The following is a 13,445-nucleotide window of genomic DNA, read 5'->3' as shown; positions in this document are numbered from 1 at the left end:
GGCTACAGGGATCCGATAAATCGCAGCCGACCAGCGCCCATTGCGCGGCTCTTTGCGCCCTGCCACAATCGCGAATAATTCTCGTTAGTTTCAACTTCTCGATTGGGATACCCAGGTGTCGTCAGCCCAAAACCCCCACAGTGACCTCGTTGGCGCGTTGTATCGCGACCATCGCGGCTGGCTGCTGGCCTGGCTGCGACGCAACGTGGCCTGCCCACAACGGGCCGAGGATCTGAGCCAGGATACCTTCGTCCGCCTGCTGGGCCGCGACGAACTGAAAGCCCCGCGCGAGCCGCGGGCGTTCCTGGTGGCCATCGCCAAGGGCCTGCTGTTCGACTACTTCCGCCGCGCCGCGCTGGAACAGGCCTACCTCACCGAACTGATGCTGATCCCGGAAGAGGAACAACCCTCCCCGGAAGAACAGCAATCGATCCTCGAAGACCTCAAGGCCATCGACCGCCTGCTGGGCAAGCTGTCGAGCAAGGCTCGCGCGGCCTTCCTCTATAACCGCCTCGACGGCCTCGGCCACGCGGAAATCGCCGAACGCCTCGGTGTGTCCGTGCCGCGGGTCAGGCAGTACCTGGCCCAGGGCATTCGCCAGTGCTACATCGCCCTGTACGGTGAGCCGCTATGAGCCCGCTCAACGCCAAGCCGGTGTCCGCCCGGGTGCTGGACGCGGCGATTGCCTGGCAGCTGTCGCTGGACTCCGGCGAAGGCAACCCGATGGCCCGCGAAGAATTCGCCAAATGGCATGCCGCCGATGAAGAACACGCCCGCGCCTGGCGCCAGCTGGGCATGCTCGACCAGCGTTTCAGCGTTGCCAGCGGCCCGGCCCGCAGCGCCCTGCTGCAATCGCGGGACAGCCTCCGCCGCCGCGTGCGCAAGCTCGGCAGCGGGCTGGCCAGCGTCGCCCTGCTGCTGGGCCTGGCCCTGTTCGCCGGCGAACGTTACGGCCAGCTGGATTACTGGCTCGCCGACCAGCGCACCGCCACCGGCGAGCAACGCACCCTGCGCCTGGCCGACGGCACGCTGATCAACCTCAATACCCACAGCGCCGTGGATGTGCGTTTCGACGAAAAACAGCGGCGCATCGTGTTGCAGGCAGGCGAGATCCTGGTCGAGACCGGCCACAACGATGCCCGGCCCTTTATCGTCGAGACCCGCGAGGGCCATATGCGCGCGCTGGGTACACGGTTCCTGGTCAAGCGCGAGGAACAGGGCACCCGCCTGAGCGTGCTGCAATCGGCCGTGGCCGCGCGGCCGGAGTCCGGCCAGGACGAACAGATCCTCAAGGAGGGCCAGCAGGTGCTGATGCGCCGCGACGGCCTCGGCCCGCTGCTGGCCCTGAGCCCCGGTGCCGACGCCTGGACCCGCGGCATGCTGGTGGTGGACAACGCGCGCCTGGCGGACCTGGTCAGCGAGCTGGGGCGCTACCGCCGTGGCCATCTGGGAGTGGCCGACGAGGTGGCCGACCTGCGCATCACCGGCAGCTTCCCGCTGCACGACACCGACCTGGCCCTGAGCGCGCTGCTGCCCACCCTGCCCGTGGCCATCGAGCGGCACACACCCTGGTGGGTCACCCTGGTGGCGCGGGCCGAGGGTAGAGACAAACCATAACCCTGCGGTGTCGGTGCGGTTTTTATCGCGAGCAAGCTCGCTCCTACAGGGTGGCGCCGTTCCTGTAGGAGCGAGCTTGCTCGCGAAAACGCCTGCCCAACCTGAAATACCCCCCTTATTTTCGTAAATCGAAATTATTTTCAATCCGCCCTATCACTTTTTGAATCTCGTCCGGCACATAGGCAATTGAGAAATGTTTCCATCCAGGAGCCGCCGTATGTCCCGCTCGCTAGACACCCTGTTGCGCCCCAGCCTGTTGGCCGTGGCCATTGCCCTCTGCGCCCCGCTGGCCAGCACCCCGCTGATCGCCGCCGAACAGGCGTCCGGCGTGCGCGCCTACAACCTGCCGGCCGCGCCCCTGGCCAGTACCCTGAACCAGATCGCCAGCCAGGCCGGCCTGGCCCTGAGCCTCAACCCGAGCCTGGCCGCCGGCAAGACCTCGGCCCCGGTCAAGGGCCAGTTCGATGCCGCCGGCGCCTTGCGCGAAGCCCTGCGCGGCACCGGCCTGCAACTGGAACAAAGCAGCGCCGGCACCTACAGCCTAGTGGCGATTCCCGACGGTGTGGTGGCCCTGCCGGAAACCAGCATTACTGGCCAGCAGGCTTATGAGAGTGCCTGGGGGCCGGTGGACGGTTACCTCGCCACGCGCACCGCCGCCGGCACCAAGACCGACACCTCGCTGGTTGAAGCGCCGCGTTCGATTTCCGTCGCCACCCGCCAGCAGATGGAAGACCGCAACGTGCAGAACCTGGATGATGCCGTGCGCTACATGCCCGGTATCGTTTCCGCCAGCTACGGCAGCGACACCCGCTATGACTGGATGCGCGTGCGCGGCTTCGAGCCCACCCAGTTCCTCGACGGCCTGCCTCTGCCCCGCGGCGTGTATGCCAACCCGAAAGCGGAAACCTGGAACCTCGACCGCCTTGCCCTGCTGCGCGGCCCGGCCTCGTCGGTGTACGGCCAGACCCCGCCGGGCGGCCTGCTGGACATGGTCAGCCGGCGCCCCAGCGCTGAATCGAGCCATGCCATCCAGTTGCAGTACGGCAGTGACAACTACCGCCAGATCAACTTCGCCAGCACCGGCAAGATCGACGACGAAGGCCAGTTCCTCTACGGCCTCAGCGGCGTGGTGCGAGACGCCGGTACCCAGGTCGACCACATCGACAACAAGCGCTACAACATCGCCCCCAGCCTGACCTGGAACATCGACACCGATACCAGGCTGACCCTGCTCTCGCAGTTCACCCGCGACGATACCGGCGCGACCAGCCAGTTCATGCCGATCCAGGGCACCAAGATCAAGTCGCCACTGGGCGACGTCTCCCATCACAAGAACCTGGGCGATCCGGACTACGAGTTCTACGACCGCACCTACTACGCCCTGGGCTACGCCTTCGAGCACCGCTTCAACGATGTCTGGCAGTTCCGCCAGAACCTGCGCTACACCAAATCGGAGCTGTCCTTCCAGCAGCTGACCGTAGGCTCCTACGCCTACTCCCCGGCCGATGCGGCAGGCAATATCAGCCGTACCTCGACCAATGTGGACGAGGACATCAGCCAGTTCGCGGTCGACAATAACTTCCAGGCTGACTTCGCCACCGGCGACATCACCCACACCGTGCTGATCGGCCTGGATCACCAACGCACCGACACCTCCTATCTGTCGATTTACGGCGACGGCGGGACCACCAACATCTTCAACCCGGTCTATGGCAAGCCGATCGTGCGCCCGGCGCGCTCCAGCGCCTACTACGACTACAACCAGAAAACCGTGCAGACCGGCCTCTACGTGCAGGACCAGATGGCCCTGGACCAATGGCGCCTGACCCTGGGCGGTCGTGAAGACTGGGTGCACCAGGGCACCACTTATTTCAACAAGAACGACGTGACCAACACCGACCGCAGCAAGAACTTCAGCGGCAACGCGGCGCTGAGCTATGTGTTCGACTCGGGACTGGTGCCGTACCTCTCCTACGCCGAATCGTTCCAGCCAGCCAGCAACGCCAGCGTCTCCCCCACCGAGTCGTATAAACCCACCGAGGGCAAGCAATGGGAGCTGGGCATCAAGTACCAGCCACCTGGTTCGAACACCCTGCTGAGCGCGGCGGTCTACGACCTGACGCAGAAAAACGTGCTGGTGACCAGCATCGGTGCCGGTGGCGAGTCGGTGACCAACCAGACCGGCGAAGTGAAGGTCAAAGGCCTGGAGCTGGAAGCGGTGTCCGACGTGACCGACAACCTCAAGGTCATCGCCGCCTACACCCTGGCCAAGTCCGAGGTGCAAAAAGGCATCTATAAAGGCAACCGCCTGCAACTGATGCCAAACCAGCAAGCCTCGCTGTGGACCGACTACACCTGGCACAGCGGCGTGCTCGACGGTTTCGGCATTGGCGCCGGCGCCCGCTACACCGGCAATACCTATGGCGACCAGGCCAATACCTGGCTGGGCAAGGCCAATGCCTACACGGTGTTCGATGCCGCCGTGCATTACGACCTGGGCCGCCTGGACAGCAGCCTCAAAGGCGCGTCGCTGAAACTCAACGCCACCAACCTGTTCGACAAGGACTACCTGTCCACCTGCGATGGTTCCTACTGCTATTTCGGCGATCAGCGTAGCGTGGTCGCCAGTGCCACCTACCAGTGGTAATCGGCTGAGTTAACCACCGGGCCGTCCTGCCGAGGACGGCTTTGCTGTGTCTGAAGGCTAAGAAATGAAAAGCAAAACCATCCGCCGCTGGTCCTTTATCCACACCTGGACCAGCCTGATCTGCACGGTGTTCCTGCTGATGCTGGCCCTGACCGGCCTGCCGCTGATCTTTCACCACGAGATCGATCACCTGCTGGGTGACGCGCCGCAGCTGCGGGAAATGCCCGCCGACACTCCGCAGCTCGACCTGCAGCAGCTGGTGCGCGCCGCCGAGGCCCATCGCCCGGGCGAGGTCATGCAGTATTTCGGCTGGGACGAGGAAGACCCCAACGGCGTGCTCACCATCATGGCCAGGACCGCCGGCACCGAGCCCAACTCGTCCCATACCTTCATGCTCGACGCCCGCACCGGCGAAGCCGTGGAAACGCCCTCGGCCAACGGTGGGCTGATGATGTTCATCCTGCGCCTGCACGTGGACCTGTTCGCCGGCCTGCCGGGCAAGCTGCTGCTGGCGTTCATGGGGCTGCTGTTCGTGCTGGCGATCGTCTCCGGCGTGGTGCTGTACCTGCCGTTCATGCGCCGGCTGGCATTCGCCACGGTGCGCCAGGACAAATCCACCCGCCTGCGCTGGCTGGACCTGCATAACCTGATCGGCGTGGTGACCCTGACCTGGGCCCTGGTGGTCGGCGTCACCGGGGTGATCAGCGCCTGCGCCGACCTGCTGATCGCCGCCTGGCGCAACGACAGCCTCAGCGCGATGATCGAGCCGTACCGCGATGCGCCGCCACTGACCCAACTGGCCCCGGCCAGCCGCCTGCTGGAGATCGCCAAGGAGGTGGCACCGGGCATGCAGCCGGACTTCATCGCCTTCCCCGGCACGCGCTTTTCCAGCGAGCATCACTACGCGGTGTTCATGAAAGGCAGCACCCACCTGACCTCGCACCTGCTGACCCCGGTGCTGATCGACGCCAGCACCCTGGAGGTCACGGCGGTGGCCGAACGTCCCTGGTACATGGACGCCATGGGCATGTCGCAACCGCTGCACTTCGGCGACTACGGCGGCATGCCGATGAAGATCCTCTGGGCGACCCTGGATGGGCTGACCATCATTGTCCTGGGCAGCGGCCTGTACCTGTGGATAGTCCGCCGCCGCGCGGCCAGGCCGGCGCTGGGTGAACACTCTGGAGTGACGCCATGAGGCCGCGGCAATCGAACTTCTGGAAGGTCTTCGGCGCGCCGCTGTTCATCACCGTGCTCTGTGCCGCGGGGCTGTTCTCCGCGCTGCTCGGCGACGGCATCTGGGACGCCCTGAGCTGGCTCGGCCTGGGCGCTCCGGCGCTGATCGCCCTGCGGGGTTTGTTCAACCGCCCGCCTCCGGCCTGACCCCGGCGGCGGGGAAGCCGCGCCACAGGTACAGCGACAGCCCCAGGCCGATCGCCAGCACCGGGATGAACACGCGGTTTTCCTGCTGCGCCTCGGCGGCGACCAGCACGCAGAACAGCGCCAGCCCCAGCAGCGGTACATAGCTTGCCGCCAGGCTCCAGCGCCAGGGCCGGGTCAGCGGTTCGGGGCCGCGCAGGCTCAGCAGGGCACAGCCCAGGGCTGGCAGGGCCAGCGCCGGCAGCGCCCAGTACCAGGCCATGTAGGCGAACGCCATGATCAGCTCCGGCTCACCCTCGCCGTGGCGGCGAAACTCGAACTGCAAGGCCAGGTACACCGCCAGCGCGCCCAACAGGGTCAGGGCCAGGCTGTACAAGCCGTGTCGAAGATAGGACCTGCGCATTCATCACTCCTTGTCTGTGCTGCATGCCGCCCCTGTGGCCGGGGCCAGGGGCTGCGTTAAGATCCCCCGGGTTGCGAGCCTGCGCTCCACTTCCACCCGCGAGGAATATTCATGTCCACCCCCAGCATGACGCTGTTCCACAACCCGGCATCACCTTATGTGCGCAAAGTCATGGTGCTGCTGCACGAGACCGGCCAGCTGGACCGCGTGGCCCTGCACGCCAGCCAGTTGACCCCGGTGAATCCGGACGCCGCCCTCAACCAGGACAACCCGCTGGGCAAGATTCCCGCCCTACGCCTGGCCGACGGCAACGTGCTGTACGACAGCCGGGTGATCCTCGATTACCTCGACCAGCAGCATGTCGGCAATCCGCTGATCCCCCGCGAAGGTTCGGCGCGCTGGCGGCGCCTGACCCTGGCGGCCCTGGCCGACGGGGTCATGGATGCCTCGGTGCTGATCCGTTACGAGTTGGCCCTGCGCGCCCCCGAGAAACACTGGGAGCTGTGGCTCGACGGCCAGCGCGACAAGATCCGCCGCGCCCTGACCGTGCTCGAGGCCGATGCGATCGCCGAACTGGCCAGCCACTTCGATGTCGCCGCCATCAGCGTCGCCTGTGCCCTGGGTTACCTCGACTTCCGCCATCCCGACCTGCAATGGCGCGATGCCCAGCCCCAACTGGCGGCCTGGTACGCCGAGGTCAGTCAACGCCCTTCGATGCTGGCGACCCAGCCGCCGGCTTGAAGCCTCCGGGCGCGACCATCACCTGAAGCAGGGTGCTGGCCGGGCCGGCCCTATCGCGAGCAAGCTCGCTCCTACAGGTTTCGCGGCGCCCTATGTAGGAGCGAGCTTGCTCGCGATGGTCGCCCCACGGTGCTTCAGGCAACAACCCGACTATCCATGCCAACAAGGCCTCTGCTTGCTGCTGGTCCTCGCGCAAGCCCAACGACCTACTCATGGGCCACCTGCGCTTCGAACGTCAGCGGCTGGGCCGGTTTGGCCTGGCCTACGCCGTACCAGTCGAGCTTGCGGGTCAGCACCATGAACACACCCAGCAGGCCGAACAACAGCAGCGAACCCATCAGCAGCGCGTAATCCTCGGCGCTGAGCAAGCCGTACAACAGGCCATACAAGGCAGCCAGGCTGGCGGCGAAACTCAGGCCGTGTCCCAGGCTGCGCAGCACATGGCAGACGTAGAAACCGATCAGCGTCACACAGGCACCAGCCGACAGCAGGTAGGCCAGGGCGAAGCCGATGTGTTCCGACAGCGACAGCAGCAACAGATAGAAGAACGCCAGGGCCACGCCCACCAGGGCGTACTGCACCGGGTGCACCGCCAGGCTCTTGAGCACCTCGAAGAGGAAGAAGCCGGCAAAGGTCAGGGCAATGAACAGCAGCGCATATTTGATCGCCCGGTCGCTCTTGAGGTACTGGTCCACCGGATCGATGAAGCTCACGCCGAAGGAGCGGTTCTTGAACTCCTTGCACTGTCCGCTGGCCAGGCAATTGGTCAAGGCGCTTTCCAGGTTGGTGGAGAAGAACGAGGTCTGCCAGTTGGCGGCGAAACCCAGGTCGGAAATCTCCCGCTGCGCCGGCAGGTAGTTGCCGATAAAACTCGGATGGGGCCAGTCGGCACGCAGGCGTACCTTGCTGGTCTTGCCCACCGGCAGCACCTGCAACTGGCCGGTGCCTTGCAATTGCAGGTCGAAGGCGAAGTCCAGGTCGGTGCTGCGCTTGCCGTCCAGCAGCGGCAGGTTGACGTGTACCCCCTCCCCCAGCCAGTCAACCCGGGTGCCGGGCGCGAAAGGCAGGTTCTGCCCGTTCAGCTCGAGGGCCAGCGCCTGCTCGATGCCGCGAATGTCGCTGATGCCCACGGCGAGAAACGGCTGCTCGAACTTGTAGTCGGCGAAGTCTTCCTTGATCCCCAATTGCTCGGGCAGCGCAAACTGGCCGCTGATGCGGTTGTTGGCATGGAACAGCCGGGCCTGGTAGATCCCCCGGGCGCGCAACTCGGTCCGCACCTGGCCATCGAGTTCGAAGTGCTCCGGCAGGAAATACAGCTGCCCGCTCCTCTCACCCTGTTCCTGGTAACGCGTGTTGGTCTTCTCGTTGGTTTTCCAGGTGCGCACCACCTTGCGATAAGGCACTACCAGCAGCGGGCCGCTCAGTTGCTGGCTGTAGCTGGAGCTGCGGGCGATATCGGTCAGCACACCGTCGCGCAGTTCCTGGCGCTCCTGGATCAGCCCGTCGATCATCAACAACGGCACCAGCAGCCCCAGGATCAAAAGGGCGATCGCCCCCAGCTTTATGGTCAGATTGCGGTTCATGGAGTCTCTCCCTGTTCGAATGAGGGAGAGTCTGGGCAGCCCATGTGGGGGTTTTATGGGGGCAATGTGGAGACTGTGTGGAGATTGGCTTTGTGGGAGGCAGCCGGTGCGTTTTTCCAGGTAAATCGCGGATTCAGGGTCTGCGGTCGCTACGCCCCCGATCGCAGCCTCGCGGGCTCGGCAGCGGCTACATGGATTGCGTGTACCCTGTAGCCGCTGCCGAAGGCTGCGATCGGGGGCGTAGCACCCGCAACCGGCGCACCCGGTGAATCAGGCGGGAAACACTAGGCTGACTTCAACACCGCCTTCCACATTGCCGATCCGCATCTGGCCGCCATGCAGTTGCACCACTTCTTCGACGAAGTTCAGCCCCAGGCCGGTGCTTTTACGCCCGCTGTCAGGCCGTGGCAGGGAATAGAAACGTTCGGTCAGGCGCGCCAGGGCATAATCCGGGATGGGCTCGGCCTGGTTGAACAGGCTGAACCGCAGCTGGTCGCCCGCTCTGCTGGCGCTCAAGCGCAACACGCCACCGGCGGGGGTGAAATCCAGGGCGTTTTCCAGCAGGTTGCCCAGGGCCTGGCGCAACAGGAACGCTTCGCCCGACAGCTTCAGCCCCGGCTCGATGCGCTGTTCGACCTGCAAGCCCTTGCCCTCGATCCGCGCCTTCTGGCTGTCCAGCACCTGGTTCGCCAGGTCCGCCAGCGGCACCGCCTCGCGCTCTTCCAGGCCGTGGCGCTGTTCGACCTGCGCCAGGTTCAGCAAGCGCTCGATCAGGTGCTGCATGCGCGCGCTTTCGCTGTCGATGTTGCTGACGAAACGGGCGCGCTGTTCGCCGGGCATTTCGCTCTGCAACAGCTCCGCCGCCCCACGAATCGCCGCCAGCGGGCTTTTCAGTTCGTGGGTCAGGGTGTGCACATAACGCTCGACATAAGCCTTGCCCTCCAGCTGGGTGCGCATGTGCTCCACCGCCGTGGCCAGTTGCTCCAGCTCGCCGCCACGGTAGTGCGGCAGCTCGGCGCGGCGACCCTCGCTGACCGCCTGGGCATAGCCGGTCAGGCGGCGCAGGGCGACGCTCAGCCACCAGGACAGCAAGGCGCCGAACAACAGGCCGAGGCCAATCAGGCCGGCGCCGTACCACAGCAGGCGGCGCTCGGTACGGTCGACGTAGGGCTGTAGCGAACTGTTGGGCTTGGCCACGGTGACCACGCCGATGATCCGGCCGTTGTCGCGAATCGGCGCGCCGACATGCATCACCGAGGAGCTCGGGTCATCGGCCACGCTGCGCGAGGAACGCGCGCCGTATTGGCCGCGCAGGGTCAGGTACACGTCGTTCCAGCGCGAATAATCCTGGCCGACCGCCAGGCCGCTGGAGTCCAGCACCACCTTGCCCTCGGCGTCGGTGACGTAGATGCGGTGGTTGACCTGGTTTTTCGGCAGGCCCCAGATAGTCGCCGCCGGCTGCCGCTCGCCATAGGCCTTGAGCAGTTCCGGCCAGCGGTTCTCGCTGAGGGTGCCGGCCTTGAAATCGTCACGCAGGATTTCCGCCAGCAGGTTGGCGGTGTCCACCAGGGTTTCCTCGGTGGACTGGCGTACGCCCGGGCGGATTTCTTCCATCACCGTGCTGAGCACGAAATAGCCGGTCAGGCCGACGAACAACACGTAGACCAGGAAAATCCGGATTCCCAACGGCATCAGCTGTGCCCCGGGCTGTAGCTGTAACCCAGGCCGCGATGGGTCTGGATCGGCTCGGCGTCGGCCGCCACCAGGCGCAGCTTGGCCCGCAGGCTCTTGATATGGCTGTCGATGCTGCGCTCGTAGCCGGCATCCGCCGCCACCCCCAGGGCGTCGAGCAACTGCTCGCGGCTGAACACCCGCTCGGGTTGCTCCAGCAGGCAATGCAGCAGGCGGAATTCGTGGCGGGTCAGGCTCAGCAACTGGCCGCGGTAGCTGATCTGGAACTTGTCGGTATCGACCTGGAACGGCGTAGCCGGCGCCTCGACCACCATCCGCGGCGCCATGCGCTTGAGGATGGCCTTGACCCTTGCGGCGACCTCGCGCGGGCTGAAGGGCTTGACCACATAATCGTCGGCGCCGATTTCCAGGCCCACCACCCGGTCGATTTCACCGTCCCGGGCACTGAGGAACATCACCGGCACCTCGCTGAAGCGCCGCAGTTGCTTGCAGGTTTCGAAGCCGCTGATGTCCGGCAGGCCGATGTCGAGAATCAGCAGGTCCGCCGGCGTATGGCGCTGATAGTCCAGCGCCGCCTGCCCGAGGTTCAGCCAGGTGGTGCTGAACCCTTCACCCTGCAGGGCAAAAATCAGCGTATCGGCAATCGCCGCTTCGTCTTCGACAATCAGGATATGAGGCATGGCATCCAAGCACGGGAAGTAAGTGCCAGAACGGTGCCGGATGCCTCATGCGCCGTCAATCAGGTCTGATCAGCAGTCGGGTTTGTCGGCGGTGTAACGCCGGGCCGGGTTCACCGCCGCACCGAACTCGCGCAGGGCCTTGGCGCCGATCAGCAACGGGTAGTTGAAGCTGCTGCGGTCGGTCAGGTTGACTTCGACGGTGCGCTTGACGTTGCCCAGGCACATTTCCAGATCGACCACCGGACGCTTGGCCACCTGGGCCTCTTCCTTGTCTTCGTCTTCATCGGCGCGGTTCTTGATCTTGCTGATCCGCGCCACCTTGTGTTCGTAGACCTTGCCGTCGGCATCCTTGGTCGCCAGGCGGAAGCGCACCCATTCCTCGCCATCGCGGGTAAAGGTCTCGATATCCTTGGCCGACAGCGAGGCGGTCAGGGCGCCGGTGTCCATCTTGGCCTTGAGGGTTTCGCCGATTTCCGGCAGTTGAATGTATTCGTAGCGCCCGTAGAGGGTCGGCTCGGCGGCCATGACCGGCAGCGCCAGCAGGGACAGGAGTGCAAGGACGGATTTCACGTGAGCAGGTTCCTTGGGAAGTGGGCAGCAGGATTTTAGACCGTGGCCGGGCAATTGGTTCGCTACCGTTTATTGGCCATGCTTCTGTAGGAGCGAGTGGGCGGCGATCCGACTTGCCAGCGATACAGACGCCGCGCGCTGTCTGAACCGACGCCATCGCGGGCAAGCCTCGCTCCTACCGGTTCGTGGCGATGCGCAGCTGCGGTCTGTTCGGCTGAGTGCACCATACCTCCATAGAAGTGAAACATTCGTCAGCACATCAGGATTTGGCCTGCCTGGCGAAGGTGCTTATCATGGCGCGCCCAAACGCTTGCAAGAGTTCCTTATGCGCCGCCTGCTCACCGGCTGTTTCGTCACCCTGCTGCTGTTGCTCAACACCCTGGTCCTGTTCGGGCCGCTGGTGGTGTTCGCCCTGCTCAAGCTGGTCCTGCCGGGGCGCCTGCGCGACCACGCATCGAAGGCGGTGATGTGGATTGCCGAAACCTGGGCCGAAATCGACAAGCTGATCTTCGCCCTGTGCATTCCCACCCAGTGGGATATCCGTGGCGGCGACGACCTGCGAGGCGACACTTCTTACCTGGTGATCAGCAACCACCAGTCCTGGGTCGACATCCCGGCGCTGATCCAGACCCTCAACCGTCGTACCCCCTTCTTCAAGTTCTTCCTGAAGAAAGAACTGATCTGGGTGCCCTTCCTCGGCCTCGCCTGGTGGGCCCTGGATTACCCCTTCATGAAGCGCTACAGCAAGGCCTTCCTGGCCAAGAACCCGGAGCTGCAAGGCAAGGACCTGGAAATCACCAAGGCCGCCTGCGAGCTGTTCAAGCGCCAGCCGGTCACCGTGGTCAACTACCTGGAAGGCACCCGTTTCACACCGGCCAAGCGCGAGCAGCAGCAATCCCCCTTCAAGCAACTGCTCAAGCCGAAGGCCGGCGGCGTGGCATTCGTCCTGGCGGCCATGGGCGAACAGCTCGACGCCATCCTCGATGTAACGGTGGTCTATCCGCAGCAGAAAATTCCCGGGTTCTGGGACCTGATCAGCGGCAACGTGCCGCGGGTGATCGTCGATATCCAGACCCGTGAGCTGGATCCCGCGTTGTGGCAGGGAGATTACGAAAACGATCCGGCGTTTCGCCAGACCGTCCAGAACTGGGTCAACCAGCTCTGGACCGAAAAGGACCAGCGCATCGACGCCTTGCGCGCCGAGCGCGGTTGATCAGCTGCCGCTGCCGACGCCCCAGATCCCGCCCAGGCTGTTGAGCAGCGAACCGCCCACGCCCTGCTGACCCAGGAACTGCAGGAGCACCGGGGCGAACTGGCCGATCATGCCGCTGTCCATGCCCAGGGCGCTGAACGCGCTGTTCAGGTCATTGGTGTTCTGCACGTTACCCAGCGCACTCTCCAGGCCGGCGGTCTTGCTGCCACCGCTCTGCCCCAGCAGGCCACTCAAGGCGCCCAGGCTGCCCAGCGCGTTGCCGCCCGAGAGCTTGTCCAGCCCCGGAACGCTTTTGCTCAGTTGCGAGTAGTCGGTGCTGCTCAGCTGGTTCTTCGCCAGGCCCAGCATCGCACCGGTGCCGCCGATGGCCTGCTCCGGCGTGACATCCAGTTGCGAGAGCGCACTGAGCAGATTGGCGGTCTGCGAGGTTGGAGCGGCAGCGGCGGCCTTGTCGCCACCCTGCATGCTGGACACCGCATTGGCGGCATCGCTCAGGCTGAAGCCTGCGGCAAAAACCGGGCTGGCACCCAGGGTCAGCAACGTAGCCAGTGCAACACTGCGGGAAATTTTCATCGAGACAACCTCTTGAACCAGAAATACATCGTGACAACGGCGGGAAAACTGCGGATTTGACCGGGAAAACCGGATCAATGTTCCGCACCGGCATATCCATATTTAGCCGACCCGGATATACCCGGAACCTCGCAGATGGACAACCGTTATTCCAACGCCGATATCTGTAGCCGCTGCCGCAGGCTGCGATCGACCGGAACGGTCGTAGCGATCTGAAGGGTGCTGGGGGTTTGGCTAAAAATCGGGAACCAAGGCCTACCGGCCTTATCGCAGCCTGCGGCAGCGGCTACAGGGTGCATGGTCGGGCTTTGCCCGAGTCAGCCATAAAAAAGGGCGACCCAAGGGT

13 protein-coding genes are annotated in these 13,445 nt (G+C 64.7%); 7 read left to right on the top strand and 6 right to left on the bottom strand.

Going from position 1 to position 13,445, the window contains the following annotated elements; translation table 11 throughout:
• The first annotated feature begins 115 nt into the window (after positions 1–115).
• The 5 genes from PVZ80_RS31100 to PVZ80_RS31080 all read left to right on the top strand — a co-directional run bounded on the left by PVZ80_RS31100 (position 116) and on the right by PVZ80_RS31080 (position 5,647).
• Positions 116–634: an RNA polymerase sigma factor gene (locus tag PVZ80_RS31100; RefSeq protein ID WP_273864979.1), complete on the top strand. Its 519-nt coding sequence runs from the start codon at positions 116–118 to the stop codon at positions 632–634.
• The gene (locus tag PVZ80_RS31095) at positions 631–1,617 is read left to right on the top strand and encodes a FecR domain-containing protein (RefSeq protein WP_273864978.1); all 987 of its coding nucleotides are present in this window, start codon (positions 631–633) and stop codon (positions 1,615–1,617) included. The genes PVZ80_RS31100 and PVZ80_RS31095 overlap by 4 nt, the downstream gene beginning before the upstream one ends.
• 217 nt (positions 1,618–1,834) lie before the next feature.
• Complete coding sequence (locus PVZ80_RS31090; protein WP_053270092.1) at positions 1,835–4,264, top strand: TonB-dependent siderophore receptor; 2,430 nt, start codon at positions 1,835–1,837, stop codon at positions 4,262–4,264.
• 64 nt (positions 4,265–4,328) lie between these two features.
• Positions 4,329–5,462: a PepSY-associated TM helix domain-containing protein gene (locus PVZ80_RS31085; protein WP_124309711.1), complete on the top strand. Its 1,134-nt coding sequence runs from the start codon at positions 4,329–4,331 to the stop codon at positions 5,460–5,462.
• Positions 5,459–5,647 (top strand): hypothetical protein, encoded by a 189-nt coding sequence (locus tag PVZ80_RS31080; protein WP_273864977.1) that lies wholly within the window; start codon positions 5,459–5,461, stop codon positions 5,645–5,647. Before PVZ80_RS31085 ends, PVZ80_RS31080 begins: the two co-directional genes overlap by 4 nt.
• On the opposite strand, the gene PVZ80_RS31075 is transcribed toward PVZ80_RS31080, so the two are convergent.
• Positions 5,625–6,047 (bottom strand): hypothetical protein, encoded by a 423-nt coding sequence (locus tag PVZ80_RS31075; protein WP_028684196.1) that lies wholly within the window; start codon positions 6,045–6,047, stop codon positions 5,625–5,627. The genes PVZ80_RS31080 and PVZ80_RS31075 overlap by 23 nt on opposite strands.
• A gap of 111 nt (positions 6,048–6,158) precedes the next feature.
• Here PVZ80_RS31075 and PVZ80_RS31070 point away from each other — a divergent pair, with 111 nt between their 5' ends.
• Entirely contained in the window at positions 6,159–6,788 is a 630-nt protein-coding gene (locus PVZ80_RS31070; protein WP_273864976.1) for a glutathione S-transferase, read from the top strand.
• 206 nt (positions 6,789–6,994) lie between these two features.
• On the opposite strand, the gene creD is transcribed toward PVZ80_RS31070, so the two are convergent.
• The 4 genes from creD to rloA2 form a co-directional block, all read right to left on the bottom strand.
• Positions 6,995–8,371, bottom strand: coding sequence for a cell envelope integrity protein CreD (creD, locus tag PVZ80_RS31065; RefSeq protein ID WP_101283779.1), 1,377 nt, complete (start codon positions 8,369–8,371; stop codon positions 6,995–6,997).
• A gap of 270 nt (positions 8,372–8,641) precedes the next feature.
• A complete protein-coding gene (gene creC, locus PVZ80_RS31060; protein ID WP_124302216.1) occupies positions 8,642–10,063 on the bottom strand; it encodes a two-component system sensor histidine kinase CreC in 1,422 nt (473 codons plus the stop codon).
• Positions 10,063–10,743, bottom strand: coding sequence for a two-component system response regulator CreB (gene creB / locus PVZ80_RS31055; RefSeq protein ID WP_041984848.1), 681 nt, complete (start codon positions 10,741–10,743; stop codon positions 10,063–10,065). Before creB ends, creC begins: the two co-directional genes overlap by 1 nt.
• Positions 10,744–10,812: 69 nt before the next feature.
• Complete coding sequence (gene rloA2 / locus PVZ80_RS31050; RefSeq protein WP_007926027.1) at positions 10,813–11,313, bottom strand: retropepsin-like aspartic peptidase RloA2; 501 nt, start codon at positions 11,311–11,313, stop codon at positions 10,813–10,815.
• Between the two features lie 325 nt (positions 11,314–11,638).
• Between rloA2 and PVZ80_RS31045 the strand changes: the two genes are divergently transcribed.
• Positions 11,639–12,526, top strand: coding sequence for an acyltransferase (locus PVZ80_RS31045; RefSeq protein ID WP_028684192.1), 888 nt, complete (start codon positions 11,639–11,641; stop codon positions 12,524–12,526).
• Here the strand turns inward: PVZ80_RS31045 and PVZ80_RS31040 are convergent, their stop codons facing one another.
• Complete coding sequence (locus tag PVZ80_RS31040; RefSeq protein WP_009051218.1) at positions 12,527–13,099, bottom strand: DUF2780 domain-containing protein; 573 nt, start codon at positions 13,097–13,099, stop codon at positions 12,527–12,529.
• Positions 13,100–13,445: the final 346 nt, after the last annotated feature.

This window comes from Pseudomonas sp. B3G-3 (assembly GCF_028640915.1).
GTDB lineage: Bacteria > Pseudomonadota > Gammaproteobacteria > Pseudomonadales > Pseudomonadaceae > Aquipseudomonas > Aquipseudomonas chlororaphis_I.
This window is presented reverse-complemented; position numbering and strand designations above follow the sequence as displayed.

Bases quoted from the DNA above. Each gene is read 5' to 3' on its own strand.
- PVZ80_RS31040 (WP_009051218.1), bottom strand. From the start codon at position 13,099: ATGAAAATTTCCCGCAGTGTTGCACTGGCTACGTTGCTGACCCTGGGT.
- PVZ80_RS31075 (WP_028684196.1), bottom strand. From the start codon at position 6,047: ATGCGCAGGTCCTATCTTCGACACGGCTTGTACAGCCTGGCCCTGACC.
- PVZ80_RS31095 (WP_273864978.1), top strand. From the start codon at position 631: ATGAGCCCGCTCAACGCCAAGCCGGTGTCCGCCCGGGTGCTGGACGCG.
- PVZ80_RS31085 (WP_124309711.1), top strand. From the start codon at position 4,329: ATGAAAAGCAAAACCATCCGCCGCTGGTCCTTTATCCACACCTGGACC.
- PVZ80_RS31045 (WP_028684192.1), top strand. From the start codon at position 11,639: ATGCGCCGCCTGCTCACCGGCTGTTTCGTCACCCTGCTGCTGTTGCTC.
- PVZ80_RS31090 (WP_053270092.1), top strand. From the start codon at position 1,835: ATGTCCCGCTCGCTAGACACCCTGTTGCGCCCCAGCCTGTTGGCCGTG.
- PVZ80_RS31080 (WP_273864977.1), top strand. From the start codon at position 5,459: ATGAGGCCGCGGCAATCGAACTTCTGGAAGGTCTTCGGCGCGCCGCTG.
- creD (WP_101283779.1), bottom strand. From the start codon at position 8,371: ATGAACCGCAATCTGACCATAAAGCTGGGGGCGATCGCCCTTTTGATC.
- creB (WP_041984848.1), bottom strand. From the start codon at position 10,743: ATGCCTCATATCCTGATTGTCGAAGACGAAGCGGCGATTGCCGATACG.
- PVZ80_RS31070 (WP_273864976.1), top strand. From the start codon at position 6,159: ATGTCCACCCCCAGCATGACGCTGTTCCACAACCCGGCATCACCTTAT.
- creC (WP_124302216.1), bottom strand. From the start codon at position 10,063: ATGCCGTTGGGAATCCGGATTTTCCTGGTCTACGTGTTGTTCGTCGGC.